The 18,651-nt window shown below is 43.1% G+C and carries 18 protein-coding genes and 1 tRNA gene; 17 read left to right on the forward strand and 2 right to left on the reverse strand.

Annotated features, from left to right (window positions below):
• Positions 1-372: 372 nt before the first annotated feature.
• The 14 genes from dnaA (at position 373) to arsS (ending at position 12,931) form a co-directional block, all read left to right on the forward strand.
• Entirely contained in the window at positions 373-1,707 is a 1,335-nt protein-coding gene (gene dnaA / locus PEPTYR26121_RS03765) for a chromosomal replication initiator protein DnaA (protein ID WP_180499381.1), read from the forward strand.
• A gap of 158 nt (positions 1,708-1,865) precedes the next feature.
• Positions 1,866-2,963 carry a DNA polymerase III subunit beta gene (gene dnaN / locus PEPTYR26121_RS03770; RefSeq protein ID WP_180499383.1) on the forward strand — a complete coding sequence of 366 codons (1,098 nt, stop codon included), beginning with the start codon at positions 1,866-1,868 and terminating at the stop codon, positions 2,961-2,963.
• Positions 2,960-3,163, forward strand: coding sequence for a S4 domain-containing protein YaaA (yaaA, locus tag PEPTYR26121_RS03775; protein WP_180499385.1), 204 nt, complete (start codon positions 2,960-2,962; stop codon positions 3,161-3,163). The genes dnaN and yaaA overlap by 4 nt, the downstream gene beginning before the upstream one ends.
• Positions 3,164-3,232: 69 nt before the next feature.
• Positions 3,233-4,291, forward strand: a complete 1,059-nt coding sequence (gene recF, locus PEPTYR26121_RS03780; RefSeq protein ID WP_180499387.1) for a DNA replication/repair protein RecF — start codon at positions 3,233-3,235, stop codon at positions 4,289-4,291.
• Positions 4,292-4,318: 27 nt separating this feature from the next.
• Positions 4,319-6,238, forward strand: coding sequence for a DNA topoisomerase (ATP-hydrolyzing) subunit B (gene gyrB / locus PEPTYR26121_RS03785; protein WP_180499389.1), 1,920 nt, complete (start codon positions 4,319-4,321; stop codon positions 6,236-6,238).
• Between the two features lie 9 nt (positions 6,239-6,247).
• Complete coding sequence (gene gyrA, locus PEPTYR26121_RS03790; protein WP_180499391.1) at positions 6,248-8,674, forward strand: DNA gyrase subunit A; 2,427 nt, start codon at positions 6,248-6,250, stop codon at positions 8,672-8,674.
• Between the two features lie 59 nt (positions 8,675-8,733).
• A complete protein-coding gene (locus PEPTYR26121_RS03795; RefSeq protein ID WP_180499393.1) occupies positions 8,734-9,048 on the forward strand; it encodes an STAS domain-containing protein in 315 nt (104 codons plus the stop codon).
• Positions 9,048-9,404 carry an ATP-binding protein gene (locus tag PEPTYR26121_RS03800; protein WP_180499395.1) on the forward strand — a complete coding sequence of 119 codons (357 nt, stop codon included), beginning with the start codon at positions 9,048-9,050 and terminating at the stop codon, positions 9,402-9,404. The genes PEPTYR26121_RS03795 and PEPTYR26121_RS03800 overlap by 1 nt, the downstream gene beginning before the upstream one ends.
• 1 nt (position 9,405) lies before the next feature.
• Positions 9,406-10,194, forward strand: coding sequence for a SigB/SigF/SigG family RNA polymerase sigma factor (locus tag PEPTYR26121_RS03805; protein WP_180499397.1), 789 nt, complete (start codon positions 9,406-9,408; stop codon positions 10,192-10,194).
• Positions 10,194-10,826, forward strand: a complete 633-nt coding sequence (locus PEPTYR26121_RS03810) for a hypothetical protein (RefSeq protein WP_180499399.1) — start codon at positions 10,194-10,196, stop codon at positions 10,824-10,826. The genes PEPTYR26121_RS03805 and PEPTYR26121_RS03810 overlap by 1 nt, the downstream gene beginning before the upstream one ends.
• Positions 10,827-10,880: 54 nt before the next feature.
• Positions 10,881-10,957 (forward strand) — tRNA-Arg (locus PEPTYR26121_RS03815).
• Positions 10,958-11,140: 183 nt separating this feature from the next.
• Entirely contained in the window at positions 11,141-11,623 is a 483-nt protein-coding gene (locus PEPTYR26121_RS03820; RefSeq protein ID WP_180499401.1) for a MarR family winged helix-turn-helix transcriptional regulator, read from the forward strand.
• Between the two features lie 14 nt (positions 11,624-11,637).
• Entirely contained in the window at positions 11,638-11,889 is a 252-nt protein-coding gene (locus PEPTYR26121_RS03825; protein WP_180499402.1) for a hypothetical protein, read from the forward strand.
• Between the two features lie 124 nt (positions 11,890-12,013).
• On the forward strand, positions 12,014-12,931 hold the full coding sequence (gene arsS / locus PEPTYR26121_RS03830) for an arsenosugar biosynthesis radical SAM (seleno)protein ArsS (protein WP_180499404.1): 918 nt from the start codon (positions 12,014-12,016) through the stop codon (positions 12,929-12,931).
• Positions 12,932-12,982: 51 nt separating this feature from the next.
• Here the strand turns inward: arsS and PEPTYR26121_RS03835 are convergent, their stop codons facing one another.
• On the reverse strand, positions 12,983-13,513 hold the full coding sequence (locus tag PEPTYR26121_RS03835; protein ID WP_180499406.1) for a DUF3783 domain-containing protein: 531 nt from the start codon (positions 13,511-13,513) through the stop codon (positions 12,983-12,985).
• A 739-nt stretch (positions 13,514-14,252) separates the two neighbouring features.
• Between PEPTYR26121_RS03835 and iorA the strand changes: the two genes are divergently transcribed.
• Genes iorA through PEPTYR26121_RS03850 form a run of 3 tightly spaced genes read left to right on the forward strand, consistent with a single transcriptional unit; the run spans position 14,253 to position 17,943 of the window.
• Complete coding sequence (gene iorA, locus PEPTYR26121_RS03840) at positions 14,253-16,022, forward strand: indolepyruvate ferredoxin oxidoreductase subunit alpha (RefSeq protein ID WP_180499408.1); 1,770 nt, start codon at positions 14,253-14,255, stop codon at positions 16,020-16,022.
• Positions 16,022-16,594, forward strand: coding sequence for an indolepyruvate oxidoreductase subunit beta (locus tag PEPTYR26121_RS03845; protein WP_180499410.1), 573 nt, complete (start codon positions 16,022-16,024; stop codon positions 16,592-16,594). The genes iorA and PEPTYR26121_RS03845 overlap by 1 nt, the downstream gene beginning before the upstream one ends.
• Positions 16,595-16,608: 14 nt before the next feature.
• Complete coding sequence (locus PEPTYR26121_RS03850; RefSeq protein WP_180499412.1) at positions 16,609-17,943, forward strand: acetyl-CoA hydrolase/transferase family protein; 1,335 nt, start codon at positions 16,609-16,611, stop codon at positions 17,941-17,943.
• A 37-nt stretch (positions 17,944-17,980) separates the two neighbouring features.
• Here the strand turns inward: PEPTYR26121_RS03850 and PEPTYR26121_RS03855 are convergent, their stop codons facing one another.
• Entirely contained in the window at positions 17,981-18,628 is a 648-nt protein-coding gene (locus PEPTYR26121_RS03855; protein ID WP_180499414.1) for an HAD family hydrolase, read from the reverse strand.
• Positions 18,629-18,651: the final 23 nt, after the last annotated feature.

Here is an 18,651-nt window from a genome sequence, read left to right on the forward strand (position 1 = left end):
TAATGCGTGAAAACGCTTTTGTTCTTTGATGAAAAAGTGAAACCTAAATGCACTTTTTTGACTCTTAGATATGTTGATAACTTTTTATAGATTGTGTATAATTATTTTTAACCTGTTGATAAAAAAATCTATGTGAATAGTTTGTGACTTATTCACAGTCTGTTGATAAAATGTTGATAAGTTGTTTTATTGTGAAAAAATTTCCTGAAACAACGAATTTTTTCAACATAATTATCCACATTATATAGGATCCGAGCCTGTTCATAAAGACTCTATCCCCATAATCCACAAACTTGTGGATTTTTTAATCCCTAGGTTTCTTTTCCACATGTTTATATGTTAATTGTTGTCAAATAAAAGCGGGAGTGAAAAATGGCATTTGATGTGCAAACACTTTGGAACGAGGCGTTTCAATTAATACTTAAAGAAAATCTCTACGATTCTCAGATTAATACCTGGTTTCGCCCCATAACGCCGGTTGCTCTTCAAGGAGATGAACTTATCCTTGGAGTTTCAAGGGAATTTGTCCTGAATCATCTGAAAAAAAATAATAATAATTACAAAAGTTTGATCCAACGGGTCGTAAAGGAAGTAAGCGGCGTAGATTATTCCATTCAGTTTACATTAATCTCCGACCGCCCCGGCGATCCTATTCCGGTAGATTCTACAGCGGAAACTGTCTACCATTTAAATCCGAAATATACTTTTGATTCCTTCGTTGTAGGGCAATCCAATCAATTTGCCCATGCGGCATCCCTCGCCGTAGCTGAAAATCCGAAAGAAGCTCACGCCAATCCTTTGTTTATCTACGGAGGCGTCGGTCTTGGAAAAACCCACTTAATGCACGCTATCGGTCATTTTATGCATCGAAATGACCCTACAAAACGGATTTTATACGTTACGAGCGAACAGTTTACCAATGAATTTATCGCATCGATTCAAACCAATCGAAATGAAGAATTTCGTAGAAAATATCGCTCACAAGATCTTCTTTTAATAGACGATATTCAATTCATTGCCGATAAGGAATCGACTATGGACGAGTTCTTCCATACATTTAATGAACTTCACGGCAGAGATAAACAGATCGTCCTGACAAGCGACAAACCTCCGAAGGATATTCAAAAATTGGAGCAACGCTTGATTTCCCGTTTCGCATGGGGTCTCGTCGTAGATATTCAGGCACCGGATTTGGAAACGCGTATCGCTATTTTAAGGAATAAGGCGCAAAGCGACGGCTTCGACGTACCCGATGAGGTCATAAACTATATTGCCACTCATGTGAAAAGCAATATTCGTGAGCTGGAAGGAGCTTTGTCCCGGGTGACCGCTTACTCCAAGCTCACTACCGGCGTCATAACCGAAGAGACGGCGGCCTATGTTTTAAAAGATATTTACGAAAATAATAAGCCTACGCAAATTACGGTATCCCATATAAAGGAAATCGTCGCAGAAAATTACAATATTACCGTGGAGCAAATGGACAGCAAAAAGCGTTCCAGACCCTTGGCCTATCCTCGTCAAATCGCCATGTACCTGACGCGGGAGATGACGGAACTGTCCCTTCCTAAAATCGGCCAGGAATTCGGCGGAAGAGATCATTCAACGGTTATTCATGCCTGTGATAAAATTAGAAGCGATATAGAAAAAGATACGGAGCTCGCTGTGGAGATCGAATTTCTACAGGAGAAAATTCGGGGCAATTAGAAACCCTGTGGATAAAACTGAGGGTGATACACGGAGTTATAAACACTCTATCCACAGACAGAACCCTGTGGATTTCTTTTTAGAATATTCTTTCCACACATTCACAGGCCCTACTACGAATACGAAGTATTAATCTAAATATATAGAGGAGGTAAACCTTGAAATTTCAAATTGATAAATCAGCTCTAGCATCGATCGTTTCCATTGTATCGAGAGCGATTTCTTCCAAAACCAATATGCAAATATTGGAAGGTCTTTATATGGAAGCAAAGGACGGAAAATTAACTCTTCGCGCGACAGATACGGAAATTTCTATGGAATCTCAACATTCATGTTTTGTAGAAGAAGAAGGAAGTATCGTCTTAAACGCCTCCTTGTTCGGCGATATCGTACGAAAACTTCCCTCGGCTATGGTACACATTGAGAGTGAAGGTCAAAAACTTTCCCTTACATGTGAACAATCTCATTTCGAAATAATGGGACAAAATCCGGATGAATATCCTCAGCTTCCCGAGCTTGGCGGAAGTGAAAAAATTGTCGTAACCGGTGAATCGCTTTTAAAAGCCTTTAAAGAGACGCAATTTGCCACGAGTAACGACGATATGCGCATCGTCTTAACCGGCGTCTTATTAGATGTAACGAAAGAAAATATTACATTTGTGGCTCTCGACGGTTACCGCATGGCCATGAGCAAAATTCAAGGGGAGCAGGATGTCATTCGAGATCTTATCCTGCCCGCGCGAAGTGTCTCTGAAATTTCGAAATTAATCGATGAAAACAAGACCCTTGTTCTGGAAATCGGAAACAATCATATATTGATTCAATTCGACGAGACGAAGTTCTTTACCAAGCTCTTAAACGGAGAATTTTTCCAATACAACAGCTTGATTCGAAAAGATCACGATATGGAGCTTTTAGTGGAACGCAAACCCTTTATGGCCGCTTTAGAGCGCGCCAGTCTTATGACGGGAAAAGAACGCAACGGCCTCGTAAAACTCGATATTCACGATGATGTCATCGAAATCCTTTCCAATTCGGAAGTGGGGAAAGTTCACGAAACCGTAAAGGCGGAGAAAACCGGAAAAGATCTCGCCATCGCCTTCAACGCTCGTTATTTACTCGAGGGAATTCGCGTAATAGAAGAGGATACGATTAAAATGGGCTTTACCGATGCAGTCAATCCCTGCATTATCACCCCTGCAGACGGGGAAGAGTACCTTTACCTCGTCTTACCCGTCAGGTTGGCTAATCTATGATTATAAAAACAGACTTTATTAAACTGGACAGTTTTTTAAAACTCATGACGTGGGTAGAATCCGGCGGCATGGCGAAAATGGTTATAAGCGACGGCATTGTCTTCGTCAATGGAGAGCGAGAAACAAGAAGAGGCAGGAAACTTTATCCCGGCGATATGGTAGAGATGATGGGAATGAAGGAAACTGTAGAAAGAGAGTAATTCTTTAGCTTTGTACAAATCGAACATTTGTACTATACTAGAGGAATATAGAGTCTGCAGGAGGTAGGCATGTTTGTTAAAACGCTGGATATGGTGAGCTTTCGAAACCACGATCACCTATCCATGACCTTCGGCGAGGAGATGTACCGCCTGATCGGGCCCAACGGCCTGGGAAAAACCAATTTTTTAGAAGGCATCTACGTCTCCATGACCGGTCGAAGTTTTAGAACCAATGCCTTAAAAGAAGTGATTACCTTCGGTGAAGAATACAGCTATCTCGCATCGACGGTTCAGATCGATGCTTTCGACCACAAGATGGAGCTGACGGTTAAGGAAGACGGGAAACACTATATGCGCGACAATAATCCCATCAAACGGGCCAAAGATTATGGCCGGGGACTGGGCGTAGTAGTGTTCGAACCGAAACATCTTCAAATGATTCAAGGCTCTCCCTCCGGGAGACGCAGCTTTTTAGATGATATGCTTCGCATGATATCTCCCGCTTATGATGAGAGTTATAGCGGCTATTACCACGTACTCTATCAACGAAATTATGTACTTAGGAAATTAAAAGAACCGTCTTTATTGGATGTGTACGACCGACGACTATCAGCTTATGCTACGGTTTTGTTGAAAGAACGTTTAAGGTTTTTAAAGCGCATGGCACCGAGCGTCTCTAAATATTATGAGATTATATCGGGGGATCGGGAAATACTGGAAATACGCTATAAATCGTCTTTTCCCGTTATGCGTATCGAAGACCTCGAATCGGAGTTTTACGAAAGCTTAAAATCATCTCGAGAATCGGATCGCGAGCGCGGCAGAACGGGGATAGGACCTCATTTAGACGATCTTTCTTTTTTGCTGGACGGTGTGGAGGCTAAGAAATATGCATCTACCGGTCAAGTGCGGAGCATCGTTTTGGCTTTAAAGTGTTTGGAAATCGAGCGAGTAGACGATTTTTTAGGGAGCGCTCCGGTGGTTTTACTCGACGATGTCTTGTCGGAACTGGACGATATGCGGCGGGACGTGCTCTTGTCGGAAATAAAGGGACAGTGTTTTATAACGTCGGCGGAAGAAATAAATAGTCTTAAACAAAGGTCTACGGCTATCGATTTAAATAGATAAGGTTTCTTTGCGGTTTTAGGAGGATTTATGGTTAAGGGAAACGAATATAATTCCAGTAATATACAGGTACTGACCGGTTTAGATCCGGTGCGTAAGCGCCCGGGGATGTACATCGGCTCGACAGGAGCAAAAGGGCTCCATCACCTGGTATATGAAGTTGTGGACAACTCCATCGACGAGATCTTGGCGGGACGATGCGATCAGGTTATCGTCGAACTTCACGAAGACGGTTCCGTCAGCGTATCGGATAATGGTAGCGGGATCCCCGTCGATATTCATCCTCAGACAAAAAAGAGTACGGTGGAAACGGTCTTAACCATTCTCCACGCCGGCGGTAAATTTAATAGCGACGCCTATAAAGTCTCCGGGGGCCTTCACGGCGTCGGGGTTTCTGTCGTCAATGCCCTTTCGAAGAAATTAGTGGCCCATGTAAAACGGGAAGGAAAGGCCTTTGAACAAAGTTTTTCCCGCGGAAAACCTACCTCTTCTTTGGAAGTCGTTGAGGAAAATGTTAAAGAAACCGGAACGACCATTACCTTCTGGCCCGATGAAGAAATTTTCACCGAAACTGTAGAATTAAATAAAGAAACCTTGGCCCGCCGTTTCCGGGAGATGGCCTTTTTAAATAAAGGCGCCTATATCGAATTTATCGATCATCGTCCTGAAAAAGAATTTAAAGAGATTTATCATTATAAGGGCGGCATCCAATCCTACGTGGAATACATTAACCGCAATAAAAAACCTATTCACGATAAAATCCTCTACATCGACGAAATCGAAGAAGGTACGGATGTGGAAATCGCCATTCAATACACTGACGGCTATCGGGAGACGGTTTTAACTTTTGCCAATAATATTAATACGGAAGAAGGGGGAACCCATCTTTCCGGCTTCAGAAGTGCTCTAACGAAGAGCATTAATGAATATGGCAGAAAGTATAATTACATCAAGGAAAAAGAAGAAAATCTCTCCGGTGAAGACGTGCGGGAGGGAATCAGTGCGGTTATCAGCGTCAAGCTTCCCGATCCTCAATTCGAAGGACAGACCAAGGCGAAGCTCGGAAATTCCGAAACCCGTTCCATCGTAGAGAGAGTAGTGAACAATAATCTCTCCACTTTCCTCGAGGAAAATCCGAAAATCGGAAAGATTATTTTAACTAAGGCCCTTTCCGCTCGCCGGGCGAGGGAAGCCGCTCGAAAAGCCAGAGATTTAACCCGCAAACGCTCGATTTTAGACAATACGCCGCTCCCGGGCAAGCTCTTCGATTGTCAAAGTAACGACAACGACATCACCGAGATCTTCCTGGTGGAAGGGGACTCTGCCGGCGGCAGTGCCAAGGGCGGAAGAGACAGTAGTTATCAGGCGATTTTACCCCTTCGCGGTAAGATTATGAATGTGGAAAAAGCGCGTATGGACAGAGTTTTAAACTCCAATGAAATTCGCGCCATGATCACCGCTTTCGGAACCGGGGTGGATAAAGAGTTCGATATTGAAAAATTACGCTACGGCAAGATCATTATTATGACCGATGCCGACGTAGACGGCGCCCATATTCAGACCTTACTTTTAACTTTCTTCTTCCGTCATTTGCCGGAACTTATCGAAGAAGGTCACGTTTTTGTGGCCAGACCGCCTCTTTACGGTGTTAAGCGGGGATCGAAAGTCCTGGAATACTGCTATAACGAGGAAGAACTGAAGGATGCCTTGAATCGTCTGGGCAGAAACAACAATTTAAAAATCGGCCGATACAAAGGTCTCGGTGAAATGAATGCCGAGGAACTTTGGGAAACCACGATGAATCCGGAACACAGAGTGTTGCTCCGAGTGGAAGTGGAAGATGCCCAAGCCGCCGATGAAGTCTTTTCCATGCTTATGGGCCAGGAAGTGGCGCCGCGCCGGGAATTTATTGAAGAAAACGCGATCTATGCGGAAAATATAGACGCTTAGGAGGAAACAGTGGCAAAATTTGCAAATCAACACGGAATACAAGACGTCGTATTAGAAGACGCCATGAAAAAAGCCTATCTGGAATACTCCATGAGCGTCATCGTCGCCCGTGCGCTTCCCGATGTGCGGGACGGTTTGAAACCCGTTCATCGCCGTATTCTATTCGGCATGCAGCAACAAGGTTTATCTGCCGATAAACCCCACCGTAAAAGTGCTCGTCTTGTCGGGGATGTAATGGGTAAGTATCACCCTCACGGCGACTTTTCGATTTACGAGGCTATCGTACGCTTGGCACAAGATTTCAATATTCGCTATCCCTTAGCCGACGGCCAGGGGAACTTCGGTTCCATGGACGGGGACAGCGCCGCCGCCATGCGGTATACCGAGGTGCGTATGTCCAAGCTCGCCGCGGAAATGCTCAGGGATCTCAATAAAGATACGGTAGATTTCGTACCGAACTTCGACGAAGAACTTATGGAACCTGCCGTCCTGCCGGCGAGATTTCCCAATCTTCTCGTCAACGGATCGGCGGGGATCGCCGTCGGAATGGCGACCAATATGGCGCCTCACAATATGAACGAATCCATCGACGGCGTCATCGCCTACATGGATAATCCGGACATTACCCTGGAAGAGTTGATGACCCATATTAAAGGACCCGATTTTCCCACCGGCGCCTTTATTATGGGGCGGGAAGGCATAAAAGAAGCTTATAAAACGGGGCGAGGCAAGATTAAAGTGCGAGCTCGTGCGGAAATCGAACCCATTCGGAGCAAACATCAAATCGTCGTTACGGAAGTGCCTTATCAAGTGAATAAAGCGCGAGTCGTGGAAAAAATCGCCGAACTCGTTAAAGATAAAAAGATCAACGGCATTTCCGATATTCGCGATGAATCTAACCGCCGCGGCGTACGTCTCGTCATCGAACTTAAGCGGGACAGTAATCCCAATGTGGTTTTAAATCAGCTTTATAAGGAAACTCAATTACAAATTACCTTCGGTATCATTAACCTCGCCTTGGTCGACGGTGTGCCGAAAGAGTTGAGTTTGAAGGAACTTATTCACTACTATGTCATGCATCAGCGCGATGTAGTCACTCGCCGTACTGTTTTCGATTTAGACAAGGCGAAAGCCCGCGTCCACATTATCGAAGGTTTAAAACTCGCCATCGACCACATCGACGAGATTATCGAAATCGTCAAAAGCTATCGTACCGACGAAGAAATCAAGGCGAAATTTACCGAACGTTTCGGCCTCACCGATGTTCAGGGCCAAGCGATTTTAGATATGCGCATCAAGCGTTTAAGCGGCCTGCAAGTTGAAAAACTCAACGAAGAACACGAAGAACTTCTCCTCCTCATCGAGGAATTGGAAGCTATTTTGGCGGATCCCGAGGTGCTGGACAACACGATTAAAGGGGAACTTTTAGAGATCAAGGAAAAATACGGCGATCTTCGCCGCACGGTCATTACAAAATCCGACGGCGATGTAGACGATATCGACCTTATCGAAGATGAGGAAATCGTCGTGACGCTGACGAACTCCGGCTATATTAAACGTATGCCCGAGGGAACTTACAAACCTCAACATCGCGGCGGCCAAGGAATCAGCGCCCTCAATAAAAAATCCGACGATTTCGTTACGAGCCTCTTTATTACCACTACCTTGGATACGATTTTATTCTTTACCGATAAGGGAAGAGTGTATAAAAAACTCGCCTACGAAATTCCTGCGGCGAGTCGCAATGCCAAGGGAATGGCTATTGTCAATCTCTTGCCTTTAGAAGAAGATGAAAAGATTCAAGCTATTATTCCCATTTCGGAAGTACAGGAAAATGATCACTTGGTACTTCTTACAAAAGAAGGCTATATTAAGCGTACCAAGATGGAAGAATACGAAAATATCCGCAAAAACGGCTTAATCGCCATGAATTTAAGAGAGGGTGACGAAGTGATCGGCGGTCGTCAAACCAAGGGCGACGAAGAATTGATCATCGTCACGAAAAAAGGTATGTCCCTTCGCTTAAAAGAAGAAGATATTCGAGCCCAAGGCCGCACCGCTATGGGCGTCATCGGTATTCGTCTCGACGACGATGACGAAGTGGTAAGCTTTGTCGGCGTAAAGGACGGCAGTACTCTGGCGGTTATGAGTGAAAACGGATACGGTAAGCGTACGAATATGAGTGAATACAGCGCCCAAAACCGCGGAGGCAAGGGACTCATCACCTATCGAATTAAAGAAAAAACGGGCGATGTCGTGGCGGCCAAGGCTTTAAACGATAACGATCAAATTATGATGATCACAGAAGACGGCTCGATTATTCGCCTATTGGCGGAATCTATCTCCTCCTTAGGACGGGCGACGAGCGGCGTGAAGCTAATGAATATTAAAGACAGCACCATTGTCGCCGTGGCGGAATATGTAGGCGAAGAATAAAAAAGTATAGATAGTATTTCACAATGACCCTATACTATACTTAGAAAGAGGAGGCGCTTATGTTTGAACTGGATGTAAAAAATAGTGGCGACGAGCTGCTTCTTACTTTAAGCGGCGAAATGGATATGTACTATACGCCGAAGTTTAAAGAAGAGGCGCTTCAGGCCTATAATGAAAACCCGAGAGATATTGTCATCGACGCTAAAAAGCTTGATTATCTGGATTCTACCGGCTTAGGCGGTTTTATTCACTTGATGAACGCCGTGAAACAAAACGGCCACACCATTACCTTGGTGGACTTACAGCCCAATGTAAAAAAATTGTTTACTATCACGAAGCTGGATAAATTATTCCAATTAAAAGGAGAGGCATAATGGATAACAAAGTCTATATGACGATTCCTGCGAAACCTCGCTTTTTATCTCTTGCTCGTTTAGCAGCTTCGGGCATTTGCGTCGGTGTGGACATCGATATGGATACTCTCTCCGATATTCGTCTGCTCCTGACGGAAAGTTGCAATCTTTCCTTTGAAATCGGCGAAAGAGAGGCTATCGATATCGTCTTAATGCCGGAAGACGATGGGATTCGTTTCAGCGTTTCGGGGGTTCGTAAAGAGCGCGTCGATTCCGATGAATCCCTTCAAATTACGGAGATGATTATCGAATCCTTAGCCGACGAGCTCACATACGACGAGGATAAGATCATCGTTTACAAAAATTTCGGAGTTTAATATGGACAGACAAGCCTATGACAGCATGGACAAACCCCTTTCCAAGGAAGAGCGAAAGGCATTATTTGCGGAATATGCTGAAACCGGCGAAAAAGAAATTCGAGATATTTTAATTGAGGAACATCTATATATCGCCGAAATTCTGGCAAAAAAATACACGGGAAAGGGCATCGATTACGACGATATTTTCCAAGTTGCTTCCATGGGACTTATTTTTGCCGTGGAACGCTTCGATCCCTCGAAAGGCTTCGAATTTTCATCCTTTGCGACGCCGACTATTATCGGGGAAATAAAAAAACATTTCCGCGATAAAGGTTGGACCATTCGCGTACCCCGTCGCATTCAGGAACTTTCGAAAAAGATCAACGATGCCAAACTTTCCTTGGCGCAGAAAAATCAGCGGACGCCCACCATTCAAGAAATTGCCAAGGCGTTGGATATTACCACGGCCGAAGTATTGGAAGTAATGGAAGCCTCTAAAGTGTATTCGCCGGAAAGTCTGGATATGTCCTTCGATTCCGGAGGAGAGGATAGGGAACTTACCCGTGGAGATCGCATCGGCGTCGAAGAAGAATACTTCAATAAAGTGGAATTAAACGATTTTATTCAGCGGGCCATGGAAAACTTCAACGATGTGGAAAAAACCATTCTGATCGACCGCTACCAGTATCGAAAGACACAGGTTTCCATCGCCGAGAAGTTGGGTATTTCCCAAATGACCGTAAGTCGCATTGAAAAGAAACTTCTGGAAAAAATGCGCAAAGAAATCGAAAAATCCGGAGAAATGTAATGAATCGAAAGAAAAACGTCCTGCGTTTACAAAAATTACTCTATGTTCTGGAGATCATCATGTCGATTTTAATCTTAATCGGCATTATTATTTCCGTTCCCGATCTCATAAAATATATGATGGCCATTGTAGTAAGCGGAAGAAGCTATAGCTACGATCTCTTCCAATCTTTTATAAGCCACGTGCTTTTAATGGTCATCGGCCTGGAATTTGTCGCCATGCTTATTTCTCACGAAGAATATCAGATCATCTACATTATGACCATGGTCGTGGCGCGAAAAATGCTCGTCTACGGAGACGACACCATGTCCCTGTTTATCGGCGTTTCGGCTATCGCCATTTTATTTATCGTGCGGAAATACTTTACGGTGCATAAAATTTTAGCTAATGCAGGTATCGCCATTTTTGAATCTTCCACGAGTATTTACAGCGTCAATGAACATTTGGTTCGGGATATTGAAACCGGTGAAAAGACCATAGGCGATCATGTAACTAAACTCTTTTCAGAGGATCATCAGACACTGAAAGAAGGCGGCGTCGTAGAAGATTCCTTTTATATATACCAGATCGAAAGTTTAGAGGGAGATACTATCGGTTTAATCGCATTGGAAGAAAAGCATAAAACCTTCTAATAAATGTCAAAATGAATTGAAAACATATGAAAGAATGTGTATACTGTTTCGTAGGGAGCTATAGCTCAGTAGGATAGAGCAGTGCCCTCCTAAGGCACGTGCCGGGGGTTCGACTCCTCTCAGCTCCGCCATTACATATACTATATGCTACATATCTTATTCTTAAGGTGTGGGAAGGATAGAACAAACCGGCTTAGAGATTGTTCTATCCTGTTTTAATTTATCAATAACTGTAAAGAACAATAAAAAGATCACACGCTATAAAAGTATATGTTTGAAGAACAATTGCAATGGAACATTAGAGTGAGGTGACTATGGAAAATATTAAACAGTCCTTATCCGATGTAATGAACTCGATTTATCTGAAATATAAATTGAATTTCTATCAAAACCTGTACTACGATAACGGCAGTAGCGAAGATTCACTTACCGTTATGGAAAAATTTTGTGCCGAAGCTATCTTTGCTTTGCAAGGGCCGACGGTTAATCAGCTGGCACAGTTTATTCGCGTAAGTCAGCCCAATGCGGCATACAAAGTAAATAATCTCGTTCAAAAAGGCCATGTAGAGAAAGTGCGGAGCCAAAAAGACCGGCGACAAGTCCATTTATTTGTAACGGAAAAATTTAAAGAACAATACCATGTCAACTATCGCTATGTAGATGAAATCATCGATTGTTTACAGGACAGAGTTACCGATGAAGAATTGGCAACCTTTAAAAAAATACTGGAAATAATGGATGATGGCGTATTAGAACATGTATCGGAAGCTTTAAAGAAAGAAAACAAACGTTTTTAATCTAAAGAATAATAATGGATAAACGGCAAATTCGAAAATATAAACGTATGGTAGAAACCATGCGATTGGCTGAAAGTCGCTATACCCGTTCTCTCGTGGAGTCTATGTCTTCGTCCTGTGGCGACGATACTATAGCTTCTTTGGAAGGGTCTCAGCGTATGCTCGAAGAGGATATTCGGAAACTGAGAGCTTTACTGGACGGCCCCTTCGACGTTTCAGAAGACGAAATTATAAAAACAGATGAGCCCATGAGGCCCATGGATTAAAGATCCCTTTCGGGATCTTTTTTCATGTATAGATATTAATATAATTTTAAATAGAATGATAGAAACTATGGTTTATTTAAAGAATGCTATGATATGATAGAATCAAGATAATAGGGAGGTTTTTATGGATTTTAAAGAACGTGTAGCCGGCGAATTTCAAACGACAGACGGCGTAGGCATTTTTCAGGCGAATATTACGGGAAAATGTAATTTAAGATGCGAACACTGTCACATTATGAAAAACAGCGATTATAAAGAAATGTCGAAAGAGACCATGGATAAATGTATCGAAGCGTTGAAAAAGCACGATTTCCATACGCTCGATATTACCGGCGGCGAGCCCACCACCCATCCCCATCTGGTGGAATTTATTAAGGCGGCGAGCCCTTATGTAGATAAAATTATTTTACGTACCAATGCCGTGGACCTTTCGGAACACGAAGAGCTATTGAAATTAATCGAAGACCTCAATATGCAGATCGTCGTGTCTCTACCTTGCTATACGGAAGAAAATGTAGATTCTCAGCGAGGTAAGGGAACTTTTAAAAAGATCATCCCCAATCTGAAACTTTTAAACGACATGGGTTATGGAAAAGAAAGAGATCTTTCCCTGGTTTATAATCCTCTGGGAGCATTTTTGCCCGGTCCTCAAAAAGGATTGGAACAGGATTACAAAGATCACTTAGGGGAGCATGATGTCACCTTCTCCGAACTCTTTACTATTACCAATATGCCCATCGGTTTTTTCAGAGATAAACTGAAGGAAGAGGGCTTGGAAGATGACTATATGGAGCTTCTCGAAAGTAATTTCAACGAGGATACGGTAGAAAATTTAATGTGCCGTTTCCAAATTTCCGTCAATCCCGAGGGAAATATTTTCGATTGCGACTTCCACTTGGCCGAAGGCGTGCACCCCAAAACCTATCAAACTATCGACGAAGTTTTGACGGCAGACGACTTAAACCGCTCCATTACATGGAGAGAGTATTGCTACGGTTGTACCGCCGGGGCAGGCTCCAGCTGCGGAGGCGCATTAGAATAGCAATAAAAAATCCCCTTGCCGGGGATTTTTTATTTGCTCTGAAATTATTAATTACTCCGCTTCCTTCAGGCGGCGAATGGCTTCTCGCACATCTTCTTCCGTCAGATCTTCTCCCTTTTCCCGAAGTTTTTTTGACCATTCGATGGCCTCTTCCCGCTCTTTTGTGGGGGAGGTCTTTTGTTTTTCCAAGCTGTTTTTCACGATAGGGATCATTTGTGCCCACGCCGTTACTACGGCATTTTCATTTTGAATATGGCGCACTAATCGGCCGAAAGTCCAATCCTTCGTGGTTTCGGTCATGGCCGCTTTATGAGGAAAGATTTCTCCCTTTTCTCGAAGGTCCAAGAGGAATTTTTGCAATAATTCGGAGGAAAAATCTACAAAGATCAGAAGCTCTTCCTTTACGATTTCTTCCTCTTTACCCCTTTTATCGTATCCGGGAAGGCCGGCTAAATAGCCCAGAAACTCCCCTAATTCTTCGGGTTGAACTTCTCTCTTTTCCACCTGGAGACTGTCGGCGGTTTCAAGCAATTTATTTTGACGCTCTGCGTTTTCGATTCCGTAATAGATCAGTGTGCTCATGGTAACTCCTTTATCCCTAATTCTGTAAATATGTCGATAGCCCTTCGGCATATGATGTATCACACGTTTAAAATCCCTTTTCTCGTCAGCGGCGAAAATTACGGACGAGGAGAAGACGATTAATAAAATTCAATTCATCTAGTAAATACCCGTCTCCGATTTTTTTAATCGAGGGAAACCTTTATGTTCGGGAATGTGCCGTCATTCTCTAAAAATGACCGGATATATAAGGAGTGACAAATCGAATATGGAGGTGACTGAATGAAGAAAGATAAAAATCTATCTCAAGTATTATGGATATTTCCTTTCGTCGACTTTTACTGTCACTGGAAATAAGAGGCATAATTATTATAAATTTCAAAAGAGAAAAAGCACGATTCAGAAAAAATTAACTTTTTGAAAACAAAAAGGTAAAAAATTATAAAAAACACAGGTTTCTCTTTTAAATAATGTTAAACTTAAACAGTTTAAGTCATAAAACAAGACAAAAAGATATAAATTATGTCGTAAAATTAATTATTATCGAAAAATAGTGTTATTTTTTATACGAAATAGAAAGATTGAAAATAAAATTTGCATTTTTACTTTTCTTTGCTTACAATAATATACAAAGTACAATACAAAGAATTACAGATTAACGGTAGGTATGGATTGTACTTTGTCTCTTTACGGAGACAGATAGGAGTAGGAAAATTGTTGTTATTCGCAAGAACAACAGATAGTGGAAAGAAGGTTTAGTATGAAGTCATTATTGACCGGAAACGAAGCTATTGCTCGTGGTGTCTATGAGGCCGGCGTAAAATTAGCTGCCGCCTATCCCGGAACACCGAGTACAGAAATTTTGGAAGAATTGGCACAACATAAAGATGTTATGCACGTGGAATGGTCTCCGAATGAAAAAGTAGGGGTAGAAGTAGGTCTCGGCTCTTCAATTGCAGGCATTCGTTCTTTCGGCGCCATGAAACACGTAGGTGTCAATGTAGCGGCCGATCCTATTTTTACATCGGCCTACACGGGCGTAAATGCAGGTTACGTTTTTGTAGGGGCAGACGACCCGAATATGTTCTCTTCTCAAAACGAACAGGACAACCGACACTATGCGGAACACGCTAAATTACCTATGATCGAACCCGGCGATTCCCAAGAGTGTTTGGATTTCGTAAAGAAAGCTTATGAAATTTCCGAAGAATTTAAAATTCCCGTCTTTGTCCGTACGGTTACTCGTGTGGCCCACTCGAAGAGTTTGGTAGAAATCGGCGAACGTGAAGAGGTATCCGTCATCGAGTATAAGAAAGATCCCTCTCGCTTCGTAGCGACGCCGGGAAATGCCTATAAGAATCACCCGATTTTGGAACAAAAATTAAAGGATTTGGAAGAGTATTCTTATAGCAGCGATTTAAATAAAGTCGAAATCAACGGATCCGAAGTAGGTGTTATTACATCCTCCATAGCTTATTATTATGCAAAGGATGCCTTCTCCGAAGATACGTCGTTTTTGAAACTGGGCATGACTTTCCCTATCTCCGAAAAATTAGTGAAGGAGTTTGCTGAAAAAGTCGATAAGATCTATATTATCGAAGAATTGGATCCTTATCTCGAAAAACATATTAAGGCCATGGGCATCGATTGCATCGGTAAGGAAATTATTCCCCTATGCTATGAATTAAATGCCGAAATTATTAAAGAAGCGGTCTTCGGCGAAAAAGTAGAAAATAAGAAGTTGGACATTCAACCGGCTTCCAGACCGCCGGCACTTTGTCCCGGTTGCCCCCACAGAGGTTTCTTCTACTCTATCGGAAAGTTGAACAAAAAGAATAAAGGCAAGTTTGTCGTTTCCGGGGACATCGGATGCTATACTTTAGGTGCCGCACCGCCACTGGCTATGATGGATTCCTGTATTTGCATGGGCAGCGGTTTTTCCGTCGGCGCCGGTATGGCACATGCCTTTGAAATCAGCGGACAGGATAAAAAAGTATTTGGCGTATTGGGTGACTCCACCTTCTTCCACAGCGGTATGACCGGTGCCGTGGAAATTATGTATAATAACGCCAATATGATTCCCGTCGTATTGGACAACCACATTACAGCTATGACCGGACACCAAGACAATCCCTCTACAGGTTATAATTTGGAAGGGGAAGTGGCCGAGGTCGTCTCCATTGAAAATGTATTGAAAGCCATCGGGTTTAAAAATGTTATCCTCGTCGATCCCCAACACTTGCATAAAATGGAAGCGGCTCTCGAAGAAGCTTTGGATGCCGAAGAACGTACGGCCATTATTGCCCGGCGTGCCTGCGTTTTAATCAAGCGTAATCGAAAAAAATTCGGACGTTGCCAAGTGGATCGAGAAACTTGTATCGGTTGCAAGAGTTGTTTAGGCGTCGGTTGTCCGGCGGTCAGCTTCGTCGACGGCAAGTCCAGTATCGATGAAACTTTATGTGTCGGTTGTACCGTCTGTGCACAAGTTTGCCCGGTTCAAGCCATTCGTCGTGTAAAGGAGGATAAGTAATGAGTACAAAAGTCATTTTAGTCGGTGTCGGTGGACAAGGTACTATTACGACAGCCAGAATTTTAATTAACGGCCTTATGGAAAAAGGTTATGATGTTAAAATGAGTGAAATTCACGGCATGGCACAGCGGGGCGGAAGTGTTTCCACCCACGTTATTTGGGGCGATAAAGTCAACTCCCCGGTGGTAGGTCTGGGAGAAGCCGATATTCTCGTAGCGGCTGAAAAAATGGAGGCTGTGCGCTACGCTGAATTTTTAAAACCCGACGGCATCGCCATTGTCAATGATCACCGTACGGAATCGTCCACGTCGGCGGCCGGCCTCGAAGAATATCCCGAAGGCACTTTGGAAGCTATGGAGGAAAACTTTACAACCTATTCGGTGAAGGCCGGAGAAATTGCCGAAGAGCTTGGGAATGCCAAAGTAATGAATGTGGTACTATTCGGTGCCATGGTCAATTATTTGGGACTCGAAGGAATCGACTGGAAAAAAGTCGTAGCAGGTGTCGTTCCTGAAAAATTGGTCGACCTGAACATTAAAGCTTTTGAAATGGGTCAAGAAGCTGCAAAATAATAGCGGAGGTAAGCGTGAACATCATTAGGGAATATCAGTCAAAACTGACCACAGCTGAAAAAGCTGTAAAAGTTGTAAAAAGTGGCGACTGGATCGATTACGGCACGAATAATTCTTTTCCACACTTGCTGGATGAGGCATTAAGTGAACGAAGAGATGAATTAAAAGGCGTAAAAATTCGCGGAAATTTAATAGGGGGACCTTTAAAGACCGTCGAATCGGATCCGAATCGTGAACATTTTATTTATAGTTCATGGCATTACTCAGCTTATGAACGTAAATTATCGGACAAAGGTTTATGTAATTATATTCCGATGATTTTCCGCAATGAATCTTGGTATATAAAGGAATTTCTCGATATCGACGTTGCCATGTTATCGGTTACACCTATGGATAAGCACGGTTACTTCAATCTTTCATGTGCTACGGGGATGGCCTACACAATTCTGGAAAAGGCGAAATATGTCATTTTAGAAGTAGTGGATAATCTCCCCTATGTATGCGGAGGACTTGAAAATGTCGTGCATATCTCGGAAGTGGATGCGGTGATCGAGGCGGGGGAACAACCCTTAATGTCTTTAAAATCACCTTCTCCCACGGAAAGGGATATGAAAATAGCCGAGCACATCCTTCCGCACATCGTCGATGGCGCGACGATTCAATTGGGTATCGGCGGTATGCCCAATGCCCTCGGAGGGCTCATTGCTAAAAGTGATTTGAAAGATTTGGGCATGCACACGGAATTATGTTCCGATGCCTATTTGGATCTTCATCTCGCAGGGAAGTTGACAAACAAAAGAAAAAATACCGAGCGTGGCAAAGGGGTATTAGGAATCCTGATCGGAAGCCAAAAGTTATACGATTGGGTCGATCATAACCCGTCCATAGCGGCCTATCCCCTCTGGTATGTCAACGATCCGGATGTTATGAGCCAAAACGACAATCTCATTTCCATTAACGGCTGTTTAAACGTAGATCTTTATGGGCAAATTTCCTCGGAAAGCTCCGGTACACGCCATATTTCGGGAACGGGAGGTCAATTGGATTTCGTTACCGGTGCGGCCATGAGTAAGGGCGGAAAATCCTTTATCTGCTTAAACTCCTCTTTCATCGATAAAAAAGGAGTGGAGCACTCCCAAATTTTGCCCACATTTAACGGCGATATTGTAACGACGCCGAGAAGCCAGGCTTATTATATCGTCACGGAATACGGTGCAGTCAATTTAGCCGGCCGATCCACTTGGGAAAGAGCGGAAGCTTTAATCAGCATCGCACATCCTAAGTTCAGAGATGAATTAATAAAAAAAGCGGAGGAACAAAAAATTTGGGTTCCCTCCAACAAACGTTAAAAAAAGCGCCTGTGGCGCTTTTTTTAATGGAAAGATATTATTTTTTACGTCGAGAAACCGGTGTATCGTGCCACTCAAGATGAAGATAACCTTCTGCTTTCACGGGATTATTAATAAGGTAGCGATAGCGGGTAAGTTCCATCATAGGGCGATCGGCGGAAAGGGAATCGCTGTAAGAGAGGCTGTTATCGTAATCGATGGCCATGTTCTTTTCGCTTAAGTGGGCTAAAATATTATTTACCTTTTGCTCGTGGCGGTTGTTTTCTCCCACGAGTTTATAATCTTGGTCGATGACCGTGCCGATAATATGATCGAAGGGCAAACAGTCTTTAACATAAGTGAGGTAATTCTCTACCGAGGCGGAGACGAGCATAAGATAATAACCCTCCGCTTTTAAGCGATGAATTTCGTCTACGGCTTCTTGAAAAGCGTGTTGCATTAAATCTTCGTAGACGAATGCTTTAAGCTCATCCTCTGTATAATAAGAAAGCATCCGCAGAAATTCTTCTTTGACTGTGGTCTTTATTTTCTTGGGATGGCGGGTAAGGGCGCCTTTAAGCAGATTACCGTAAAGTTTTCCCCGAAAGCCCGGCACTTTTTTACAGGTTTTATCGTATAAAATGAGAATGGAATCTCTCGAGATAACGGTTTTATCGAAATCGAATAGAGCAATTTTTTGTTTCATAGTTCCTCCTTCCCTTATTGTAA

This window comes from Aedoeadaptatus nemausensis, assembly GCF_903819165.1.
In the GTDB taxonomy this organism is placed as follows: domain Bacteria; phylum Bacillota; class Clostridia; order Tissierellales; family Peptoniphilaceae; genus Aedoeadaptatus; species Aedoeadaptatus nemausensis.